Source organism: endosymbiont of Riftia pachyptila (vent Ph05), assembly GCF_000224455.1.
GTDB classification, from domain to species: domain Bacteria; phylum Pseudomonadota; class Gammaproteobacteria; order Chromatiales; family Chromatiaceae; genus Endoriftia; species Endoriftia persephonae.
In genome coordinates this window covers 17,679-38,309 of the sequence record NZ_AFOC01000026.1, presented here as the reverse complement: position 1 = coordinate 38,309, position 20,631 = coordinate 17,679, and the positions used below count along the sequence as shown (strand labels likewise).

The following is a 20,631-nucleotide window of genomic DNA, read 5'->3' as shown; positions in this document are numbered from 1 at the left end:
GTAGCGCAGCATGAAGTGCAGAGTGTCGTCCACGGCAATGCCGATGGCGATGGCCGCCGCCATGGTGGTGCCGATGTTGAGGGGAATGCCGGCAAAACCCATCACGCCGAACAGCACCACCACCGGGAAGGCATTGGGCAGGGCGGCCAGCAGGCCGACCCGCAGATCGGTGAAGAGCACCGAGATGATCAGCACAAAGAAGAGCAGCAGCAGCAAGATCGACTGCAACTGTCCATTGATCATGGATCGGGTGGCTGAGAGAGTGAGTACCGAGGAGCCGGTGATGTGCGCCTGCAGACCGGGATCGAGCTGCTGGTCGATGAATTCCTGCAGGGCATCAACGAAGGACTGCAGTTCGCGGGTCGAGTCGGCGGCGTGCCGGACCAGGATGCGTACCCGACTGTAGTCCTCGGAGACGTAGGCATGCACATGCTTGTGGTCGAGAAAGATCATCAGTTCGTTCACCACATCGTCCGACTCCGGCAACTCGGCCTCATCCAACTCCTGAAAGGCGCGATTGAGGATAGACAGATAGTCGGCGAATGAGGTGGTGGAGCGGGAGATCCCCTGGCTGTCGATAAACTGCTGTATCTCAACGATCTCCTCCAGATAACGGACTTTGAGGAAGGTGTCCTGGATGCCGGAGTCGAGGATGATGGAGAAGTTCTCAAGCCCGGCCAGATCACTATTCACTGCCTCCACTTGCTGCCGCACGGCCGAATCCCGGCCAAGGCTTTCGATGGTGCTGTGGTTGACCTGGATGGCGGGTACGCCCAAGGCGGCAATCACGGTGATGCCGAGCAGAACCAGCAGAATGGCCCAACGGTAGCGCTGCAACCCCCGCCAATAGGCATCCGCCAGCCTGCCCGGTTTGGCCTGCACAAAGCGGGATCGACCATCCAATTGCCAGCGTCCGGCAAGCGACAGTAGGGCAGGGATCAGCACGATGGTGGCGATGAAGTTAAACAACAGCCCGGTGGAGGCGAGGATGCCGAACTGCCAGAGCACCTCGATGCGGCTCAGCCCCACCGAGAGAAAACCGACGTAGGTGGTGGCGAAGGTGAGCAGCACCGTACGCCCCATCTTGCGCGCCATGTGCTGGATGGCGACCTGGGTCGTCATGCCCTGGCGCTGGCCGTGGCGGAACTCGGAGAGTAGGTGGATATCCTCGGTGGAGCCGACGATGATCAGCAGGATCGGCACGATCGATGTCACCACATTGAGAGGGATGCCGCTGAGCCCCATCAACCCCAGGGTCCAGAGGATGCTGATGCCAGCGGTAAGGATTGGGGTGAGGATATCGACAAACTGGCGCAGCAGCAGAAACAGGGCGATCAGCAGGGCGGCGATGGCGATGGGGAAGAGGTCAGTCTGTTCCTGCTGGATCTGCCGCGCGATGGCGGTGCGTACATAGGGGTAGCCGATGGTAAAAAACTGCGCGTAGTGTCCTGACAGCGGCCTGGTTAGCTGGTCGATCGATGTGGTGATGCGAAGATCATCAAGGCCGCTGACCGCCTCCTTCAGGACGATCGCTGCGGTCATCACTTGGCCGTCATCGGAGAGCAGTACATGTTTGATGAAGGGGTCGGTGAGCGCCTGCTTTTCCAACGTCCTGCCTGCGGCGAGATCTTTTGGCAATTTGGCTAGGTAGGGGTCTTTGTTGAGATAGCCATCGACGCTCTTCAGATAGGGGACAGAGAACAGGCTCTCCACCCGATCGACAAAAGGCAGCGCCTTGATCGTGCCGATCACCTGTTGCAACGCCTGCAACTTTCCTGGTGCCATCATCTCCCCATCCCGCAGATAGAGCAGCACGATCTTCTCGTCACCAAACTGCTGACTGATCTGCTCGTAGTAGTCCCGCTCCGGATCATCGAGTAGCAGTAGCTCCTCCGCCGAGATATGCACCTGCACCCGCTGCAGCTGGGTCGCCGCCAGCAGCGAGAGGATCAGCAGTGTGGCGAGCGCCCACCGGGGATGGTTGGCGCAAAGCATCAGAATACGCTGCATCAGGGTCTTCTGATGTGCCAGCTCAGGTCCGTCGGACGGAGCGGATGGTAGATATCAAAGTGGCAACTCATCTGCTGGAGCATAGGCAAGATGCCTGGCTAATGCGAATATGCTGAGGTTCATCAAGGGGCGGAGTCGATTGCGTTGAGATTGTGGGAAAATACACATCCATTTACCGCAATTGACTCCGACCCTGAGCTTCATACATTTGAATGTGCGTCTATTGGCGTTCATTTGCGGCATTATGATCTGCTTTGAATCTGGCTGGTGCTGAGAGCGGGGCATTTTTCATGACAAAGAACATCGGTGGCGGGCTGGCTGCCTGGTCGATTCGCCACCCGATCGGGGTGGTGATGATTACCCTGGCGGTGATGGTGCTCGGGATCTTTGCGTTGGGACGCCTAGGGGTGGATTTGCTGCCGCATATCATCTACCCGGATGTGCGGGTGCGGGTGCTCGATCCCGGCGTGCCGGCGAGCATCATGGAGGATCGGGTCACCCGTCAGCTGGAGGAACAGCTGGCGATCACTGAGGATGCGATCCACATCCAGTCGCGCACCAGCGAGGGGCGCAGTGCGGTGGATCTCTCCTTCGCCTATGGCACCGATATCGACCAGGCGCTGCGCGATGCCTCCACCCGCCTCGACCGGGCCAAGCGTTTTCTGCCCGATAGCATTGAAGCGCCGGTAATCTACAAGCGTGATCCCTCGCAGCGGCCGGTGGCGGAGTTTGTGGTCAGCTCCACCCTGCGCGATGCGGTGGAGCTGCGCAGCTGGGCCGATTACGACTTGGGCAAGTGGTTTCTGACCCTGCCGGGGGTGGCGGCAGCAGAGGTCGGTGGCGGGCGGGTGCGGCAGATCCAGGTAATCCCCGATCAGATCCGTCTTGCCGGGCTTAATCTGCAGTTGCTCGATCTGGAGGCGGCGCTGCAGGCGGCCAACCAGGACACCCCGGGCGGGCGGCTGATGATGCCTCAGGGAGAGATCAGCGGCCGCACCGCCGGGCGCTTCCGTTCGGTGGAGGAGATTGCCCAACTGCCGTTGCGCACGTTCGGTGCCGACCAGAGCGAAAGCCTGATCCACTTGAGCGAGGTGGCGCAGGTGGTGGATGGGGCAGAGGATGAGACCCTGCGCATTCGTCTCAACCAGCAGCCAGGGGTAAAGCTGTCGATCCAGAAACAGCCCCAGGCGAACACCATCGAGGTGGTCGATGGGGTGCTGGCCAGGCTCGCTGAGCTGGAGCACAAGGGGCTGATCCCGGAGGATATCGAGATCCGCGCGGTGGATGACCAGGCCCGTTATATCCGCCGTGCCCTGAGCAATGCGCTCAACTCAGCGGCGATCGGTGGGCTGCTGGCGATGTTGGTGGTCTATCTTTTTCTCGGCAGCCTGCGCCGCACCCTGATCATCGGCAGCGCGATCCCGATTGCGATCCTGGTAACCTTCATCCTGATGTCGTCGGCGGGTCTGACCCTCAACATCATGACCCTGGGCGGCCTGGCGCTGGGCATCGGCATGCTGGTGGACAGCACCATCGTGATGCTGGAGAACATCTACCGTCATCAGCGTGAACGGCGGGGGGATGAAACGCTCTCTGTTGCCGAGAGTTCGGGACGGGCGGCGTCGGAGGTCAATAGCGCCATCGTCGCCGCCACCACCACCAATCTGGCTGCGGTACTGCCGTTTCTGTTTATCGGCGGGCTGGTGGGGCTGCTGTTTCGTGAGCTGATCTTCACTATCTCAGCAGCGATCGTCGCCTCGCTGATGGTTGCCCTGACCCTGGTGCCGGCCCTGGCCGGGCGCATCCCGGCGCGGCGTGAGGCGTTGCTGCGGCGCGGTGTAAACCAGCTCTTTGATGGCCTGCAGGCGGGATACGGCTGGTTGGTACGACAGCTGCTGAGGGCCCCTTGGCTACTGCCGCTGCTGTTCATCGCCGCGCTGGCGCTGATCTGGCCGCTGCTGAGTCAGGGGCGTCAGGTGTTTCTGCCGAACATGGATGAGGGGCGTATCTATGTCAGCGTGACTGCCGATCGCGGCATCAACCTGCCGAATATGGATCGCATCGTGCGGCGTCTTGAAACCCTGTTCAGCGAGCAGCCGGAGGTGGAGACGATCTTCACCCAGTCGGGCGGCTCGGTGTTTGGCCGCTCCCAGTATCAGGCCGCTAATCGTGCCAGTCTGCAGCTGACGTTGAAGCCGATCCGTCAGCGCGGCATCGACAGCCGCGTCTGGGTTGCGCGTATGAAAAAGGCGGTAAAAAAGTTGCAGCTGCCGGGGGTGCGGCTCTATATGCGGGTGCGGGGGATTCGCGGTATCCGCCTGAATCGGGGCGAGGATGATGTGGATCTGCGCCTGCAGGGCCCGGATCTCGAGACCCTGGCGCGGCTGGCCGAGCAGTTGGTGGTGCGGCTGCGGGAGGTGGAAGGCTTGAGCAACCTGAGCCACTCCAGCGAGGATGTGAGCCAGGAGATCTCAGTGCGGGTCGATCGCGAGCGGGCCGCGCGGTTTGGTCTCAGCGTGGAGGATGTGGGGCGCTATCTGCAGCTCGCCCTCGGTGGGATCAAGGTGACTGAATTCCTGCAAGGGGATCGGAGCGTGGATGTGCGGTTGCGCCTGAGTCGTGACGAGATTGCCAACCCCGCTGATGTGGAGTCGATCATTATCTTCAGTCGCAGCGAGCCGCGGGTGCCGCTGCGGCTTGGTGAACTGGCGCAGATCGAGCTGCTTCCGGCACCCTCATCGATCCACCGTGATCAACAGCGGCGAGTGGTGGAGATCAGTGCCTCGCTGGGCAAAGGAGTCTCACTCGAGCAGGCGATGCAGCGTGTCGACAAAGTGCTGGAAGGGTTCGAGCTGCCGGCGGGTTACCGTATCTACGACGGTGGTGGTCTGGAGCAGCTGAGGGAGGGACGTGAGATGGGTCAGTTGCTGCTGGGACTGGCGCTGTTTCTCGTGTTTGGGTGATGGCGGTGCAGTATGAGTCGCTGCGCAACCCGCTGGTGATTATGTTGAGCGTGCCGTTTGCGCTGATTGGTGTGGTGTTGGGGCTGCAGTGGAGCGAGTTATCGCTCTCGATGCCGGTCTGGCTGGGGTTGATCATGCTGGCGGGGATCGTGGTCAACAACGCGATCGTGCTGGTGGAGTATATCAGCCTGCAGCTGCAGCAGGGGGTGGCGTTGGATGCAGCGATCGTTGAGGCAGCGCGATTGCGGCTGCGGCCGATCCTGATGACCACACTGACCACGGTGGCAGGCATGTTGCCGCTGGCTCTGGCCCTGGGGGAGGGGGCGGAGATGCTGCAGCCGCTGGCGGTGACCATCGTTTCCGGGCTCTCTTTTTCGACCCTGGTGACGCTGCTTTTGATCCCGGCGGTCTATCGATTGATTGGCGCACGGGCTGGTTGATGTTGATTCGCGCCGCGTGCGGCGCGAATAGATTGGCTCAGATAAATGCAACCTGGTTGCGACCGTTCTCTTTGGCTTGGTAGAGCGCGTCGTCGACCCGCTTCATCAGGCTGTCGGAGTTGTCATCGGAGAGCAGGCAGGTTACGCCGAAACTGCAGGTCAGCGGCTCGCCGGTTGGGAACTCGTGTGCCTCGATGCGCTGGCGCAGCCGCTCGCTGAGGGCCATGCCGTCATGCTTGTTGGTCTCGGGGCAGATGATGAGAAACTCTTCGCCACCCCAGCGTCCCACCTCGTCGTTGCCGCGTAGTCCGTTGCGCAGTTGGCTGGCGACAGCCCGGATCACCTTTCGCCCATCTGATGACCATGCTGGTCGTTGACCGACTTGAAGTGGTCGATGTCGAGCAGTATCACGCAGAGTGCGGTGTTGCTCTTGCGGCTCTGCAGCGCCATCTGTTGCAGGATTAGGTCGATCTTGCGCCGGTTGTAGAGCTGGGTGAGGGCATCAACCTCCGAAAGATGGGCTAGCTCCCGGTTTCGCTGGGCCAGCTCTTTCTGGGTGGCGCGCAGGCGGTCAAGAGTGTAGATCAGCCGCAGGCTGCGTTCCTCCTCCAGTCCTGAGACGATGGCTCGCTCGACAATGCTGCGGTAGCGCTTGGAGATATAGCTGGCGAGCAGCACAAAGAAGGCAAGGAAGGCGATGCGCAGCAGGCTGTTACTGCCACTCACGGAATCGCTGGTGAAGGCCTCGGTGATAGAACCGAGCTGGACGCCGCCGCTACTGATGGTGACGAGGGTGACGAAACTGTAGGCGGCCACGGCAAATGCTCCGGAGACCAGGGTCAGGCGGGGCGAGAAGCGCAGTGTGGAGAGGCCGACCCAGATGAAGTAGAGCAGAAAGGCCTCGGTCTTGAGGGTGCGATAGCCGCCAAACGCGAAGATTATTAGCGAGAGCAGAAGTATATCGGTGGAAATTGAGACATAGCGTAGCCACCAGACCATAGGGCCCTTCTGCAGCTGCAGATGGACCACACCGGCATACAGCAGGTTGATCAGAGAGCCAAACAGGATCATTTGGAAAGAGTGGGCGGGAATCTCCTGACGGATGCCCACAGCTGCCCCAATATAGAGCAGAGTGAGCCAGAGGCGCACTCGGTTGATATAGAGCTCGCTCTTATGCTCTTCCTGCTCGAACGGTATCGGAGCCCGGTGTTGTGATTCCATGCTGCTCATGTGGGCATTATATCCATTCCAATGGACAAATACCCTTTAGGAATCAGATTCTTAGCTGGGGCGTGACCCAGGCTGTCAGCAGCAGTTGATTGCCGGCAGCGGTGAATTAACGATATTTGCGTAGATACCACCATTCGAAGAAACGCTTCAGCCAGTGGAACAGGCGCATGCTCGGCATCACGATATTGTGTTTTTGGGTGCGTGCCACCAGCATGCCGGTAGTTTGGCTGTCGATGATGCAGACCAGTTCCACCTTGAAGGTTTGTGTCGGTTCATGCCCCTTGAATTCAGCGACCAGGTTGGTGGCTGCCGCCTCCGCCTGCAGATCCGCCATGTGTGCCTGTTTTGGCATCCACTCGGGACCAGGGAAGCTGCCGGAGTCACCCGCCACATAGACCTGCGGCATTCCCTTCACCCGGCACTGGAGATCAGCTTTGATCAGCCCGCCAGGGGAGCGTGGCAGCTCGGTATTGTCGAACCACAGGTTGCCGGTCATGCCTGGCATGAAGAGGATCAGATCGGCGTGAAAGGCACCGCCCTCGGTGATCACGTTGGTCGTGGTGAACTGCTTCATCTTCTGCCCCAAGTGGGTCTCGATGTCACGCAGCTTCATCTCGCGCACCAGCCCCTCCACCGCCTTGGGGCCGAGGCGCTGACCGGGGTTTTCGGCTGGGGTGAAGAAGATCAGATTGAATTTGTCGCGGCGTTTCTCCAGGCGCAGCTGACGGTCGATGCCGAACAGGAACTCAAACATCGGGCCGCCGCGCATCGCACTCGGTTCCTTGGGGTTGCCGGCAAAGCCGATAGCGATGGTGCCGCCCTGCATCGCTTTCAGGCGCTCGCGGATCCGCACTGCGGCATCAATGCCCTCGCAGGGGGTGATGGCGTTCTCGATGCCCGGCAGCTTTTTGATGAAGCGGCCGCCTGAGCAGAGGATCAGACCGTCGTTTTCGATCTCGCCATCGCTGGTGATCAGGGTACGACCACCATCCTTCAGACCGACCGCCTCAGCGGCGTGGTGCTTGACCCGCATGCGCTGGAAGAAGGGGTTGAGGGGGACGATCAGATCTTCCGGCTGACGGATACCGCTGGGAATCCAGATGATCCCCGGTAGGTAGTGAAACTCTGCCTTGGGAGCCACCAGGGTGATCTCCATCTCCATGCCGCTGCTGCGCAGCTTGCGAATAGCGGTGAGGGCGGCAAAACCACTGCCGACGACGGTAACACGCTTCATGCGGGACTCTCCGGGGTTGTTGGGATTGCAAGCAGCGGCCCTGTGGAATGATACCCGGGCCTCGGGTTGACGCAGGGGTGCCTGCAGCCACAAGGATAGTAGCGGCAGTGTGGCTGCCGCTCAACCTGTGGATGATGTTATTCCCTTTGCAAGAGAGAGGTCTTAGAGCCCAACTAGCTCGCCATGCAGTCCCTGAAAATGGGTAATGCTGAGCAGATCTCTGCCACTGACTTTTTCGGGATTATATTCAAGGACGAAGAGGTGAGGGCGATTGTTTTCGTGGTGGACGGAGACTACCCCCTCGCGTTCGCGAAATGCAGATTCCAGCTGCTTCTGCCCGCTCTCATCCAGCGTCTCATCGACATGGATGGTGATGTCAGCCAGGTTGATATCCATGATGCTTCTCCCCTTCAGTCAGGACCAAAATATGCCGTGCTGCGGCTTCCACTTTTAGAATAGTTCACTGGCGCTGCCGTAGCGGGAGAAGTCGGGTTAGCATAGATATCGATCAAGGCCGGGATTCAGTCCGCAAAAAACGCACATGAACGCGAACAATAATTTCTGACAACGGGCTGAAGTGGCGTAATCAGCCTTACATAGGATTCGCGTTTTTTTGCGTCATTTGCGGACTATTATCTCGCGGAGCCTGCTTAGGGAGCCTCCACCACCTTTATCTTGCTGCCGTCACGCAGGTTGAGAAAGCCTTTGATGATGACCTGGTCGCCGGGTTCGATCCCTTGGCTGATCTCGATCCGGCTGGCCAGGTGGAGGCCGCTCTTTACCGTCACCCGCTCTGCCCGTTGCTGGCTATCGACGCGAAACAGATATTCGCCTTGGGTGTCACGCTGCAGTGCGGTGAAGGGGACGCTGAGGCGTTCCTGCTGGGCGCTGCTGAGAGTGACTCGGCAGAGCTGGCCGGGGCGTGCCCCCTTGGGGTTGGGCGTGAGCAGGATCTCCACCCGGCCCATGCGGCTTCTCGGGTCCAGCTCCGGATGGATGCGCAGAATTCTGCCGCTGTGCAGGGTGGGCCCCAGACCGTCGATGCTGACCTGCACCGGGTCGTTGATCTTCAGCTGCGGGATCAGCAGATCGGAGACCAGGATCTCGGTGATCAGGGAGTTGAGGTCGATCAGAGTCAGTAGATGCGTGTGGCGTGGTACCACGTCCCCGGGTTCTACCAGCCGTTGGCTGATGATGCCGCTGAAGGGGGCCTTGATGACGGTGTGGCTGATGCGAGTTTCGAGCAGGCTTTGCTCCGCCTCGGCCACCTCCAGCGCGGTCTTGGCCCTGGCCAGCTCATCCTCTGAGGTGGCCTTGTGCTGCGCCAGACGCTGGATGCGCTTCAGGTTGACCTGGGCCTGGCGGGTGGTGGCGCGGGCCTTGTCCAGCTCGGCCTTGAGCAGGTCATCCTCCAGTCGGGCCAGTAGGCGGCCCTTTTTTACCCGGTCGCCCTCGAACAGGGGCAGTTGGGTGATGCGTCCCTCCTCTTGGTTGAAGATGCGTACCCGCTGCCGTGCCCGTAGCGTGCCGCTGCGCTGCTGGTGGATGGTGCTGGGACGTCTCTCCACCCGTTCGACCACCACCAGATGGGCGCTGGGCGGGCGCTTCTTCTGCTTTACGCTTGCTGCCTGCTGCCCGCCCGAGAAGGGATTCTGGCAGCCCGACAGCAGTACCGTTGTCAGCAGCAGGAAGCAGAGAGGCTGTCGCTGCAGGCACATGGCGGTGGGGATCAGTTCAGGCTGCTGGGTTGCGGGGTGCCGTTGTCTGGCACATAGGGGGAGTAGTGTTTGATTTTACGGCGCAGGTTGCGCTGTACGATCACGCCGAGGATTTTGAACTCGCTGCCCTGCAGGTCGATCTCGGGGTAGCCCGGTTTCAGCGCCACCAGGCGTTTTTTGCCTTCGCCTTCCGAGATGTACTGGCGGAACCAGCGTTCGCCATCCACCTCGGCGATGATGTAGGCGCCAGTGGCGCAGACTTCGGCAGGCTCGATGACGATGATGCACTTTTCCGGAAACTCCGGCTCCATGCTGTCGTCCAGCACCTGTAGGGGGTAAAGCTCGTTGTAACTACACTCGTTGCTCATCACTCTTCAGCCAGAAAAATTGCCTAAATATAACGGGGCTGGCGCGGAGCCAACCCTGGGGATTGAACGGAATTCTGCGCAAAGCCGCCTGATTTCGATAAAATCCCGCTTTTTCACCGGCGCATTCTAGCATGTCACACATCATGGCCGACTCCCGGGTCCACAGCGACCGGCGGGACCTCCACAACCTTAGGAATATGCTGCCGTTTCTCTGGGAGTATCGAGGCCGGGCACTGTTCGCCCTGGCCTGTCTGGTGCTGGCGAAGATGGCCAACGTGGGTATCCCGCTGCTGCTGAAAGAGATTGTCGATATCCTGGAGCAGAGTGATAAAGCGATGCTGGTGCTGCCGCTCAGCTTGCTGCTCGCCTACGGCGCGTTGCGCCTCTCCAGTTCGCTGTTCAACGAGCTGCGCGACGCGATCTTCGCGCGGGTGCGCTACCGGGCGATGCGGCGTCTCTCGAACCGGGTGCTGAGCCATCTGCACGAGCTCTCGCTGCGTTTCCACCTGGAACGCCAGACCGGTGCCATTAGCCGTGATCTGGAACGCGGCACCCGCTCGGTCAGTTCGATCCTCAACTACATGGTGTTCAGCATCCTGCCGATGTTGGTGGAGTTCTCCCTGGTGGCGGCGATATTGCTGAGCCAGTACGACATCATCTTCTCCCTAGTCACCTTCGGTGCGGTGGCGGTCTACATCGGCTTCACTCTGGCGATCACTGAGTGGCGCATGGAGTTCCGCCATGCCATGAACCGGCTCGATTCCCAGGCAAACACCCAGGCCTTTGACAGTCTGATTAACTACGAGACGGTGAAGTATTTCGGCAACGAACGGCTGGAGCTGGATCGCTTCGATACCACCCTCTCAGAGTGGGAAGAGAACGCGGTGAAGAGCCAGACCTCGATGTCGCTGCTCAACTTCGGTCAGGGCGGCATCATCGCCATCGGTGTCACCCTGATCATGATCCTCGCGGTTGACGGCGTGGTCACAGGAGAGATGAGCATTGGTGATCTGGTGCTGGTCAACGCCTTGCTGCTGCAGCTCTTCATCCCGCTGAATTTTTTGGGCATGGTCTACCGCCAGATCAAATACTCGCTGGCCGACATGGATCTGATCTTCAAGCTGCTGGAGCGTGAACCCGAGATCACCGACGCTCCGGATGCCCAGCCGCTAGTGCCGAAGGGCGGCGAGGTGCGCTTCGAACAGGTCGATTTCCACTACCAGCCGGAGCGGCCGATCCTGCACCAGATCGACTTCACCATCCGCTCAGGCGAGAAACTGGCGGTGGTGGGCCACAGTGGCGCCGGCAAGTCGACCTTGTCGCGGCTGCTGTTCCGCTTCTACGATGTCACCAGCGGACGGGTGTTGGTGGATGGCCAGGATCTGCGTTCGCTGACCCAGGAGTCGCTACACCAGGCGATTGGCGTGGTGCCTCAGGACAGCGTGCTGTTCAATGAGTCGATCCTCTACAACCTCGCCTATGGCCGCCCCGATGCCAGCCGTGAGGAGATCGAAGAGGCAGCGCGACTGGCCCATATTGCCGAGTTCATCGAGTCGCTGCCCGACGGCTACGACACACGAGTGGGAGAGCGGGGGTTGAAGCTCTCCGGTGGTGAGAAGCAGCGGGTGGCGATCGCCCGGGCGATGCTGAAGCGGCCGCAGATCCTGATCTTCGACGAGGCCACCTCGTCCCTCGACAGCAAGACCGAGCAGGCGATTCAGCAGACCCTCAAAGAGGTGGCGCGCCACCACACGACCCTGGTGATCGCCCACCGCCTCTCCACCGTGGTCGACGCCGACCGCATCCTGGTGATGGACCAGGGCAGGGTGATCGAACAGGGCACCCACCGTGAGCTGCTGGAGCAGCAGGGGCGCTATCAACAGATGTGGTTGCTGCAGCAACAGGAGCGGGAGTCGTGAGCGACTGGCCGCAGATCGATGGCGTCCAGGTCTACCTGGTCGGCGGTGCGGTGCGTGATCAGCTGCTAGAACTGCCGGTTCATGAGCGCGACTGGGTGGTGGTGGGGGGCGATGAGGCGAGGATGCTGGCGGCCGGTTTTCGTCGCGCCGACAGTGAGTTCCCGGTGTTCCTCCATCCCGACAGTGGTGAGGAGTTCGCGCTGGCCCGCACCGAGACTAAGACTGGTGCTGGCTACAAGGGGTTTGCGGTGCAGGTCGGTCCCGATGTGACTCTGGAGGCCGATCTGCGGCGGCGTGATCTGACCATCAATGCGATGGCGCTGGATCAGCAGGGGCGGCTGATCGATCCCCTCCACGGACGTGATGATCTGGAAAACGGCCGGTTGCGCCATATCAGCGATGCCTTTATCGAAGACCCGGTACGGCTGCTGCGGCTGGCCCGGTTTGCCGCCAAGCTGGGGCGCTGGGGCTTTCGAGTCGCCCACTCCACCCATCGGCTGCTGCAGCAGATGGCGGCCAGTGACGATCTGCTCAGCCTCAAGCCGGAGCGGATCTGGCGGGAGATGGAGAAGTCCCTGGCCGAGCTCCAGCCCTGGCGCTTCTTCGAGGTGTTGCAGCGCTGTGGTGCGCTGCAGCGGTTGCTGCCCGAACTGGATACTGCGCTGGGCTCGTCGGCTGGTCATGCTAAGCAGAGTGAGACTGATGGGTTTGCTGCGCTGAAGCGGGCCAGCGGGATCAGTACGGAGAGCCATGTTCGCTTCGCCGCGCTCTTCTATCCGCTGCTGGGGCCGGGTGGTGATGTGCAGGCGCTGGTGCGCCAGCTGCGGGCTGGTCGTGCCTATGCAGATCTGCTGCGGCAACTGCAGCAGGCGGATCGTGGTGGGTTTCTGGCAGCTGCGCCTGAGGCGTTACTCGATACCGTCTCTGGCCTGAAACCGCAACAGCAGCCGCATCGATTGGCAGGCTTCGTAGCGGCGGCCAAGGCGCTCTGGCCTGGGCCGATGCAGCGCCTCGCACCACAGATTGAGCTGGCCTGCCGGGCGCTGGCTGAGGTCGATGCGCGGCAGTTGCAGGCGACAGGCTTGCAGGGGGCGGAGTTGGGCCAGGCGTTACGCCAGTGGCGCCTGCAACGGCTCGAACAGTGGCTGCGGGATGCTGACTTAAACGGTGAGGAATCGTGCTAGCATCTGCGCCATGACGACACTGGAGAGAGATGTGGCCGGCGCTGATCGAGCCCGCCCCGGCAGCCTGACGAGCGACGCCGAACAGTGGCCCAGCCTGCGCATCCTGGTGTCGGGCCACCTACTGCTGCCGGCCTCGGTACTGACACTGGCGCTGCTGGCCGCCCTGGTATTGGCGATCCTGCTCTACCTGGATGTCGGTAATGCCAAGCTGAACATGCCGCTGTTGGTGATTGCGGTGTCGCTGGCGGTGGTGATGCTGATCGTCACTATGGAGCGGCTGCGTACCCAGCTGCTGCTACCGCTGTCGCTGCTCGAGGAGACTGTCACCCAAGTCTGCCAGGGCGAGCCGGTGATCACGCCCCATCCGCCGGAGAAGAGCGGGGTGTTGAGCGCGATGGCGCGGGATATCGACAGCCTTAGCGAGGAGTTGACCGATATCTACGAGGATATGCAGGTCAGGGTGGCGCGGCAGACCGCGCGGTTGGCGCAGAAGACCACCTCGCTGCAGCTGCTCTATGATGTTTCCGCCAGCATCAACCAATCGGAGAATGTGGATGAGCTGCTACTGCAGTTTCTGCGGGTGCTGAAGGGGATGCTCAACGGCCGCTCCGCCACTGTGCATCTGGTGGGGAGTGATGAGCATGTGCGCCTGGTCGGCAGCCTCGACCAGAATGATCGGCTGATGAGTGAAGAGGCACTGCTGCCGGTGCGGCTCTGCCAGTGCGGCAAGGCGCTGGTGCCGGGGGATATCATCTGCCCTAATGATCCGCGTGAATGTTCACGGCGAAATGGTCGACGTGTTTTTAGTGTGGAGCAGGTGGAACGGGTCTCGGTGCCACTCTGGTACCATGGCGACGTGCTCGGTTTCTACCATATCTATGTGAAGCGCCCCGGCATCTATGATGGCCGTGAGGATGTGCTGGATATCCTCAACACGGTGGGCAGTCACCTCGGCATGGCGGTGGCGAAACACCGTTCCGACAAGGAGGCGCGGCGTCTCTCGGTGGTCGAAGAGCGCACCACCCTGGCCCATGAACTGCATGACTCGCTGGCCCAGACCCTCGCCAGTCTGCGCTTTCAGGTGCGGATGTTGGAGGAGACTCTGGAGAAGCCGGGGCAGATGGGCGAGGCTCAGCAGGAGGTGCAGCGGATTCGCAACGGTCTCGACGAGGCGCATATGGAGCTGCGTGAGCTGATCAACAGCTTTCGCGCCCGGGTCGATCAGGGGGGGTTGCTGGCGGCGCTGGAGAAGTTGGTGGAGCGGTTTCAGCAGGAGACCGGCATCGCGACTTTTTTTCAGCAAGATTGCCGCAAAATCAATATGAACAGCAGTCAGGAGCTGCAGGCGCTGCGTATCGTGCAGGAGTCGCTGGCGAATATCCGCAAACATGCCCAGGCGCATACCGTGCGGGTGCTGGTGCGCTGTCGTGGCAAGGGTGACTACCTGCTGCTGGTGGAGGACGATGGTGTCGGTTTTGAAGAGACTACCTCGGAGGGCAATCCGGGCGAGCATATCGGCCTCTCGATCATGGAGGAGCGGGCGCGCCGGGTCGGTGGGCGACTCAATATTGAAAGTGAGCCGGGGGAGGGCACGCGGGTGGAACTAACCATCCATCGTGCCGAGACGACGCCCCGGTCTGTAGAGGTGGATTAGATGCGGGTAATGTTGATCGACGACCATGCGCTGTTTCGCATCGGCCTGCAGGAGCTGCTTGAGCGCCGTGGTATCGAGGTCTATGCGGTGGGGGACTGCCTGCAGGGTGTCGAACTGGTGCTGGAGGAGCGGCCGGATGTGGTGCTGCTCGACATGCGCATGCCAAATATGAATGGCATCGAGATGCTCAAGCAGTTGCGTCAGAGCGAGGCGAACATGCCGATTGCGATGCTCACCACCAGCCGCGAGGAGAAAGATGTGATCGACTCGCTGCAGAATGGTGCCCAGGGGTATCTGCTCAAGGATATGGAGCCGGACGAATTGATCGATGCCCTACAGGAGATCGTTCAGGGCAACTCGGTGGTTGCAAAAGAGCTGACCAGCATCTTGGCGAAAGCTGTACAGGGGGGTGAGCAGAGCCAGGAGAAGGAGAGTCACCACTCTCTGGCGGATCTGACGCCGCGGGAACGGGAGATCCTCTGTCATCTGGCGGAGGGGCAGAGCAACAAGGTGATCGCACGCAATCTGGGGATCTCCGATGGCACTGTGAAGCTGCATGTGAAGGCGATCCTACGCAAACTCGACGTGCACTCCCGGGTGGAGGCGGCGGTGATCGCGGTGGAGCAGAATTTCTGTCTGCGTGGCTGAGGCTGTGAATTATCATGGCGGCGCAGCGGCGGCTGCGGCCAAATGGCCCTGTTCGTTTTGTAGTAGCTAAGGAGCCTCTGAACGAATCCTGGTCTCGCATCTTGGGTCCGGAATCCCAATCTGCTTGGCCCAGATCCATTCAGAAGCTCCCTAACGAGTCCGAGAAGAATCTAATGAAAAAATTTCTGCAACTGATCAGCGATTGTCTCACCGATGTGGGGGAGATCATGCCCTGGGATCTGGAAGAGCGACTGCAGGCCAACCCGGAGCTGTTGGTGGTCGATGTGCGTGAGCCCTACGAGTACGATGCGATGCATATTGAGGGCTCGCTCTGCGTCCCCCGCGGCATCCTCGAATCGGCCTGTGAATGGGATTATGAGGAGACCATCCCGGAGCTGGTGCGGGCGCGTCAGCGTGAGGTGGTGGTGGTCTGCCGCTCCGGTTATCGTAGTGTGCTGGCAGCCTTCTCCTTGATGGTGTTGGGCTATGAGAATGTGGTCTCGTTGAAGACCGGCCTGCGCGGTTGGAACGACTATGAGCAGCCCCTGCTGGATGCGGCGGGTGAGCCGGTTGATATCGAGGTGGCGGATGACTATTTCACCTCAAGGGTGAGAGAGGATCAGCTCAGCCCAAAATAGCTCTTTTGAGCGCCGGCGTAGAAGCGAGCTGGAAACTTGCAGGGGCGCAGCTTGTGCGCCCCTGAGCTTCTCAGGAGTCGATTGGCGAGGTGGCACCCTGTTCTGAACGCGGTGGAGCCTGATACCAGGAGAGCTTCTCCTGCAGCTCCACCACCCGGCCGACAATGATCAGGGTCGGCGGCTTCGGTTGTTCCCGTTCCACGATCTCCAGGATGTTGGCCAGGGTGCCGGTGAAGACCCGTTGTTTATGGGTGGTGCCCTGCTGCACCAGGGCAATCGGCATATCCGCTGGCACCCCGTGGGCCTGTAGCTGTTCACGGATCACCGGTAGTCCCATCAGTCCCATATAGAAAACCACCGTCTGGTGCGGTTGCGCGAGCATCTCCCAGTTGAGGTTGATGCTGCCATCCTTCAGATGGCCGGTGACAAAGGTGACCGACTGGGCATAGTCGCGATGGGTCAGGGGGATGCCGGCGTAGGAGGCGCAACCAGCCGCCGCGGTGACGCCGGGCACCACCTGGAACGGCACTCCCTCGGCGGCCAGGGTGTCGATCTCCTCTCCACCGCGGCCAAAGATGAACGGGTCACCGCCCTTCAATCGCACCACCCGCTTGCCCTGTTTTGCCAGTTTCGCCAGCAGCTTGTTGATCTCCTCCTGGCGCATGGCGTGTCTGTCCCGCTCCTTGCCGACATAGATCCGTTCTGCGTCCTGCCGGGTCATCTCCAGGATCGGTTGCGCCACCAGCCGGTCAAACACCACCACATCCGCCTGCTGCATCAGGCGCAGGGCGCGGAAGGTGAGCAGGTCAGGGTCACCTGGGCCAGCCCCGACCAGATAGACTTCACCCATCTCGTCGCTAGGTCGGGCCTTTTCGAGTGCCTGCTCTAACAGATGTTCGGCCTCGTCGGTATGTCCGGAGAAGACCCGTTCCGCGACGCCGCCCTGCAATGCTCGCTCCCAGAAGATGCGGCGGTCGCTAGGCTTGTGGAAGGTCGTTTTGACCTGATCGCGAAACTGGCTGCAGAAGGCAGCCAGGCGACCGTAGCCGGCTGGGATCAGTGATTCAAGCCGGGAGCGAATCAGGCGTGCCAGTACCGGCGAGGCGCCGCCGGTGGAGATCGCTGCGACTACTGGCGAGCGGTCGATCACCGAGGGCATGATAAAGCGGCACAGCTCGGGCTGGTCGACCACATTGACTGGGATGTGCTGTGCCTCAGCCAACTCGGCGATCTGGCGATTGACGTCGGGGTCATCCGTGGCGGCGATTACCAGGCGGCAGTCATCGATATCCGCCAGCTCGAACTCTCGCGCACGGTGAGTGATGGTGCCGTCTGCGGCGAGAGATTCCAGGTTTGCGGTGAGTTGGGGGGAGACCACGGCTACCCTGGCACCGGATTTAAGCAGTGCAGAAACCTTGCGTTCAGCGACCTGGCCGCCACCAGCGATCAGGCAGGGTTGTTCGCGGATATCGATAAAAATTGGGAAAAAGTCCATAAATACAACCGATTGTTTTGTTGGTCAGGAAGATGACAGATGGCGTTCGTTCGGCCTGGTTGTGCGGTGCAAGGTTGCAGCGTGCAGTAGCCCGTGTCGCTGGGGGGTTGAAATATGCAGAAACATTAATATACTAATGCGCTCGGTTATTCAATAGGATTTTTATTGTGATAGTTCAGGAAATCGATGCTTCCGATCTGCAGACCCGTCTTTCCAATGGTGAAGAACTCCAGCTGCTTGATATTCGCAGTGCTGGTGAGGTAGCGCAAGGCATGTTGCCGAACTCAGAGCATATGGCAATGCATCTGATCCCAATAAAGATCAATGACATTCCCAAGGATAAGGATGTTGTTCTCTACTGTCACAGCGGCGCTCGCTCCCATCATGCCTGCGCCTATCTTGCCCAGCAGGGCTTTACCAACGTCATTAACCTGCGCGGCGGCATCCTGGGATGGGCCCGTTCAGGTTATGAGATCGCTGCCCGTATGGCGGGCTGATCGAGGCGGATATCGCCATCTGGCGGGAGGTTGAGCGGAGTCGGGAGACGCTTTTTTTCTTGCGTTTCATTAGCGCTTCGCATATAAACTAGCTCCCGTTATTTCATACATTTCGAATAGAATCATATTCTGGAGGTCCTACCATGGCTGACTTCGATCAAGAACTGGATGCAAGCGGACTGAACTGCCCTCTGCCGATCCTGCGTGCAAAAAAGGCCCTGGCCGGTATGGAAGCCGGTAAAGTGCTGCACATCATCGCTACCGACCCGGGTTCTGTGAAGGACTTCGAGGCCTTCTCCAACCAGACTGGTAATGAGCTGGTGGAATCCAAGGAAGTCGGCGGCAAGTTCGAGTTCCTGATCAAGAAGTCCTGACCTCTCGATCACCATCCAGATACTCCATAACGAGGAGAGACATCGATGGACGAAAAGAAGTTAGCCATCATTGCGACCAAGGGTTCCTTGGACTGGGCCTACCCGCCCTTTATCCTGGCCTCGACCGCATCCGCCCTCGGTTACGATACTGAGATCTTCTTTACCTTCTACGGTCTACAGCTCCTGAAGAAGGATCTGCAGCTGGAAGTCACCCCGCTCGGCAATCCCGGTATGCCGATGCCGATGGGTATGGACAAGTGGTTCCCGGTACTGGGTCTGACACTGCCCGGTATGCAGGGCATGATGACCAGCATGATGAAAAAGAAGATGGCAGACAAGGGTGTTGCCAGCCTGGAAGAGCTGCGTGAGCTCTGCCAAGAGGCCGAGGTGAGGCTGATCGCCTGCCAGATGACTGTTGATCTGTTCGAGCTTGATACCGCTGATTTTATCGATGGTGTCGAGTACGCTGGCGCGGCGCGATTCTTTGAGTTTGCCGGCGAAAGCGATGTCTGCCTCTACATCTGATCCGTTGTTTTGAGCAGCCCAAGCGCCGCCCCCACAAGGGGCGGCGCTTTTTTTATGGGCGAAAAAACCCGGGCTGCTGCCCTGGCCGTGGTCTGAAGATGATCTACATGAAGACGCGGTTGATGCTGATGCCAAACAGGTGCACATCGGAATCGTAGGTGCCGTTAACCACGCTGGTGCCGTTCAATTCGGTTCCGGTTGGGGCGGGTTGGTTGAGAGTGCGCTCGTCGAATTTCACATACATATAACCAACATCGAGCAACCAATCGTTGTCAAAACTGTGTCCCACACCAATACTGAACAGGTGGCGGTCCGCATCGGGTACCCGTACGCTAAAACGCTCATCGCCCTGTGGGGTCTCGTCGAAGGTATAGCCGGCACGCAGCTGGGTTGCCTGAGTAAGATCATAGGTACCGCCGATGCGATAGGCGTTGACGTCTTTCCACTTGTTCTCGCTGGTCATCAGGGTGGTGCTATAGGTGCTGTCCTTGACGATGATGGAGTCGAAAGAACTCCAGCCGGTACGCGTAAAATCGAATTCCAGCGCCAGCTTTTTGGTGGTCTGGTGGCGGATGCCTAGCTGCAGTCTTGATGGTACCTCCAGACTGGTATTGGCGTCCGAGTTGCCGGTCGGGGACTGGATTTGACCCTCGACCGGGATATCGGAGGAGGTGTGGTAACTGCCGCCAAAACTCCAGTCGCCGGCGACATAGAGTCCACTCAAGTGGAAACCGACGCCCCTGCCGTCGCCCTCTAGCGTGACATCGGGGAAGCTGGCGCCGTCGTTCACCTTGCTGTTGAAGATCACCTTCTTCAGCCAGTAGAGGTCAACGCCTGCGGCGAGACTGGCATTGTCGTTGAGTTTGTAGGCGAGGGCCGGGCTGAAATCGACGATTTCAAGCTTGGAACGGGTCGGCATCGAGGTTCCAGGAGCATAACCGCCTGGGTTTTGTGCAGACTGGATGAAGGTCGAGCTAGACCAATCGGTCTCCAGCCCGAACGGGGCGTTGACGGCCAGGCCGATGCTCCAGTTTTCTGTCAGGGTATGGTGTGCACTGATCGAGGGCACTGCCACCAGGCCATTGCCATCACTGTCGAAGGTCCCGTTGCCGGTGGTGACACTGAGGCCGGGTTTGATCAGTAGGGCACCGAAGCTGACAGAGCTGCCTTCATGAAAGGCCATGGCGGACGGGTTGTAGGGCAGGGCACCCAACTCCTTGTGATTGGCGACCATCGCGTTGGATGTGGCAAGACCGGCTACGCTGAGCTCGGGAACCGCAAATCCTGATGCCGCTACTTGTTGTGCTGAGAAGGCTGCTGTCACTCCGCAGGTAATTGACAGTACCTTGATTTTAAAAGATTTATTCTTGCTCATGGGTCTCTCCGCCCTTGCTCTGATGGTAGTCCTCCTGCCTGCAGATTCTGCAGGACCCGCATGAGGCTAAGAGATTCCAGAGAAAAATTCCATAGGTGGAAGAAAAAACCTTATATTCAAGTTGAATATTGCAGGAGGCGTAGGTGCCGATGTAGGAGCGGCGTGTAGCCATGAATGATCCTGAGGATTCCCTCATCATCTCCTTTGCTCATGAGTCGTTTGTCTGCTTTGGCGTACATCTGACTGACCTTGTTTTGCCTGGTCCAGCCAAGCACCTCTAAAAAAGGTGGGCCACCTTCTTTTCCTATCAAGGTTAAAGATTCATATTCTTTGTGCCGAGACACATGGAAGTGCTGAAT

Annotated in this window: 15 protein-coding genes and 2 pseudogenes; 9 read left to right on the top strand and 8 right to left on the bottom strand. The window is 59.9% G+C overall.

Annotated elements, in window-relative coordinates; all coding sequences use genetic code 11:
* A partial coding sequence (locus tag RIFP1SYM_RS05750; RefSeq protein ID WP_039959826.1) for an efflux RND transporter permease subunit occupies positions 1 to 2,010 on the bottom strand: 2,010 nt, incomplete at its 3' end.
* Positions 2,011 to 2,300: 290 nt separating this feature from the next.
* On the opposite strand from RIFP1SYM_RS05750, the pseudogene RIFP1SYM_RS05745 reads away from it, so the two are divergent.
* A pseudogene (locus RIFP1SYM_RS05745) lies at positions 2,301 to 5,413 on the top strand (efflux RND transporter permease subunit).
* A gap of 37 nt (positions 5,414 to 5,450) precedes the next feature.
* On the opposite strand, the pseudogene RIFP1SYM_RS05740 reads toward RIFP1SYM_RS05745, so the two are convergent.
* The 5 genes and pseudogenes from RIFP1SYM_RS05740 to RIFP1SYM_RS05720 all read right to left on the bottom strand — a co-directional run bounded on the left by RIFP1SYM_RS05740 (position 5,451) and on the right by RIFP1SYM_RS05720 (position 9,963).
* Positions 5,451 to 6,412, bottom strand: a pseudogene (locus RIFP1SYM_RS05740) (GGDEF domain-containing protein).
* Positions 6,413 to 6,749: 337 nt separating this feature from the next.
* Complete coding sequence (locus tag RIFP1SYM_RS05735) at positions 6,750 to 7,877, bottom strand: NAD(P)/FAD-dependent oxidoreductase (RefSeq protein WP_006475340.1); 1,128 nt, start codon at positions 7,875 to 7,877, stop codon at positions 6,750 to 6,752.
* Between the two features lie 162 nt (positions 7,878 to 8,039).
* Positions 8,040 to 8,273: a hypothetical protein gene (locus RIFP1SYM_RS16880; RefSeq protein ID WP_005960781.1), complete on the bottom strand. Its 234-nt coding sequence runs from the start codon at positions 8,271 to 8,273 to the stop codon at positions 8,040 to 8,042.
* Between the two features lie 254 nt (positions 8,274 to 8,527).
* Positions 8,528 to 9,595 (bottom strand): efflux RND transporter periplasmic adaptor subunit, encoded by a 1,068-nt coding sequence (locus RIFP1SYM_RS05725; protein WP_005960780.1) that lies wholly within the window; start codon positions 9,593 to 9,595, stop codon positions 8,528 to 8,530.
* Positions 9,596 to 9,606: 11 nt separating this feature from the next.
* Entirely contained in the window at positions 9,607 to 9,963 is a 357-nt protein-coding gene (locus tag RIFP1SYM_RS05720; RefSeq protein WP_006475339.1) for a S24 family peptidase, read from the bottom strand.
* A 131-nt stretch (positions 9,964 to 10,094) separates the two neighbouring features.
* Between RIFP1SYM_RS05720 and RIFP1SYM_RS05715 the strand changes: the two genes are divergently transcribed.
* From RIFP1SYM_RS05715 to RIFP1SYM_RS05695, 5 genes are all read left to right on the top strand, one after another.
* A complete protein-coding gene (locus RIFP1SYM_RS05715; protein WP_005960778.1) occupies positions 10,095 to 11,882 on the top strand; it encodes an ABCB family ABC transporter ATP-binding protein/permease in 1,788 nt (595 codons plus the stop codon).
* A complete protein-coding gene (locus RIFP1SYM_RS05710) occupies positions 11,879 to 13,066 on the top strand; it encodes a tRNA nucleotidyltransferase/poly(A) polymerase-related protein (RefSeq protein ID WP_240992024.1) in 1,188 nt (395 codons plus the stop codon). Before RIFP1SYM_RS05715 ends, RIFP1SYM_RS05710 begins: the two co-directional genes overlap by 4 nt.
* A 10-nt stretch (positions 13,067 to 13,076) precedes the next feature.
* Positions 13,077 to 14,720, top strand: coding sequence for an ATP-binding protein (locus RIFP1SYM_RS05705; protein WP_081417712.1), 1,644 nt, complete (start codon positions 13,077 to 13,079; stop codon positions 14,718 to 14,720).
* On the top strand, positions 14,721 to 15,368 hold the full coding sequence (locus RIFP1SYM_RS05700; protein ID WP_005960775.1) for a response regulator: 648 nt from the start codon (positions 14,721 to 14,723) through the stop codon (positions 15,366 to 15,368).
* Positions 15,369 to 15,541: 173 nt separating this feature from the next.
* Positions 15,542 to 16,006, top strand: a complete 465-nt coding sequence (locus RIFP1SYM_RS05695; protein ID WP_006475335.1) for a rhodanese-like domain-containing protein — start codon at positions 15,542 to 15,544, stop codon at positions 16,004 to 16,006.
* A gap of 70 nt (positions 16,007 to 16,076) precedes the next feature.
* Here RIFP1SYM_RS05695 and cysG read toward each other — a convergent pair whose 3' ends face one another.
* A complete protein-coding gene (cysG, locus tag RIFP1SYM_RS05690; RefSeq protein WP_005960773.1) occupies positions 16,077 to 17,501 on the bottom strand; it encodes a siroheme synthase CysG in 1,425 nt (474 codons plus the stop codon).
* Between the two features lie 167 nt (positions 17,502 to 17,668).
* Here cysG and RIFP1SYM_RS05685 point away from each other — a divergent pair, with 167 nt between their 5' ends.
* From RIFP1SYM_RS05685 to dsrE2, 3 genes are all read left to right on the top strand, one after another.
* Complete coding sequence (locus RIFP1SYM_RS05685) at positions 17,669 to 17,998, top strand: rhodanese-like domain-containing protein (RefSeq protein WP_005960772.1); 330 nt, start codon at positions 17,669 to 17,671, stop codon at positions 17,996 to 17,998.
* 143 nt (positions 17,999 to 18,141) lie between these two features.
* Positions 18,142 to 18,372, top strand: coding sequence for a sulfurtransferase TusA family protein (locus RIFP1SYM_RS05680; RefSeq protein WP_005960771.1), 231 nt, complete (start codon positions 18,142 to 18,144; stop codon positions 18,370 to 18,372).
* A 45-nt stretch (positions 18,373 to 18,417) separates the two neighbouring features.
* Positions 18,418 to 18,897 (top strand): sulfur carrier protein DsrE2, encoded by a 480-nt coding sequence (gene dsrE2 / locus RIFP1SYM_RS05675; protein WP_005960770.1) that lies wholly within the window; start codon positions 18,418 to 18,420, stop codon positions 18,895 to 18,897.
* Between the two features lie 103 nt (positions 18,898 to 19,000).
* Here the strand turns inward: dsrE2 and RIFP1SYM_RS05670 are convergent, their stop codons facing one another.
* Complete coding sequence (locus RIFP1SYM_RS05670; protein ID WP_005960769.1) at positions 19,001 to 20,272, bottom strand: OmpP1/FadL family transporter; 1,272 nt, start codon at positions 20,270 to 20,272, stop codon at positions 19,001 to 19,003.
* Positions 20,273 to 20,631 lie beyond the last annotated feature (359 nt).

What these genes read in the sequence shown, in the direction of transcription:
- RIFP1SYM_RS05705 (WP_081417712.1), top strand. Translation starts at nt 13,077, where the DNA reads ATGACGACACTGGAGAGAGATGTGGCCGGCGCTGATCGAGCCCGCCCC.
- RIFP1SYM_RS05725 (WP_005960780.1), bottom strand. Translation starts at nt 9,595, where the DNA reads ATGTGCCTGCAGCGACAGCCTCTCTGCTTCCTGCTGCTGACAACGGTA.
- RIFP1SYM_RS16880 (WP_005960781.1), bottom strand. Translation starts at nt 8,273, where the DNA reads ATGGATATCAACCTGGCTGACATCACCATCCATGTCGATGAGACGCTG.
- RIFP1SYM_RS05680 (WP_005960771.1), top strand. Translation starts at nt 18,142, where the DNA reads ATGGCTGACTTCGATCAAGAACTGGATGCAAGCGGACTGAACTGCCCT.
- RIFP1SYM_RS05670 (WP_005960769.1), bottom strand. Translation starts at nt 20,272, where the DNA reads ATGAGCAAGAATAAATCTTTTAAAATCAAGGTACTGTCAATTACCTGC.
- RIFP1SYM_RS05700 (WP_005960775.1), top strand. Translation starts at nt 14,721, where the DNA reads ATGCGGGTAATGTTGATCGACGACCATGCGCTGTTTCGCATCGGCCTG.
- cysG (WP_005960773.1), bottom strand. Translation starts at nt 17,501, where the DNA reads ATGGACTTTTTCCCAATTTTTATCGATATCCGCGAACAACCCTGCCTG.
- RIFP1SYM_RS05715 (WP_005960778.1), top strand. Translation starts at nt 10,095, where the DNA reads ATGTCACACATCATGGCCGACTCCCGGGTCCACAGCGACCGGCGGGAC.
- RIFP1SYM_RS05735 (WP_006475340.1), bottom strand. Translation starts at nt 7,877, where the DNA reads ATGAAGCGTGTTACCGTCGTCGGCAGTGGTTTTGCCGCCCTCACCGCT.
- RIFP1SYM_RS05720 (WP_006475339.1), bottom strand. Translation starts at nt 9,963, where the DNA reads ATGAGCAACGAGTGTAGTTACAACGAGCTTTACCCCCTACAGGTGCTG.
- RIFP1SYM_RS05695 (WP_006475335.1), top strand. Translation starts at nt 15,542, where the DNA reads ATGAAAAAATTTCTGCAACTGATCAGCGATTGTCTCACCGATGTGGGG.
- dsrE2 (WP_005960770.1), top strand. Translation starts at nt 18,418, where the DNA reads ATGGACGAAAAGAAGTTAGCCATCATTGCGACCAAGGGTTCCTTGGAC.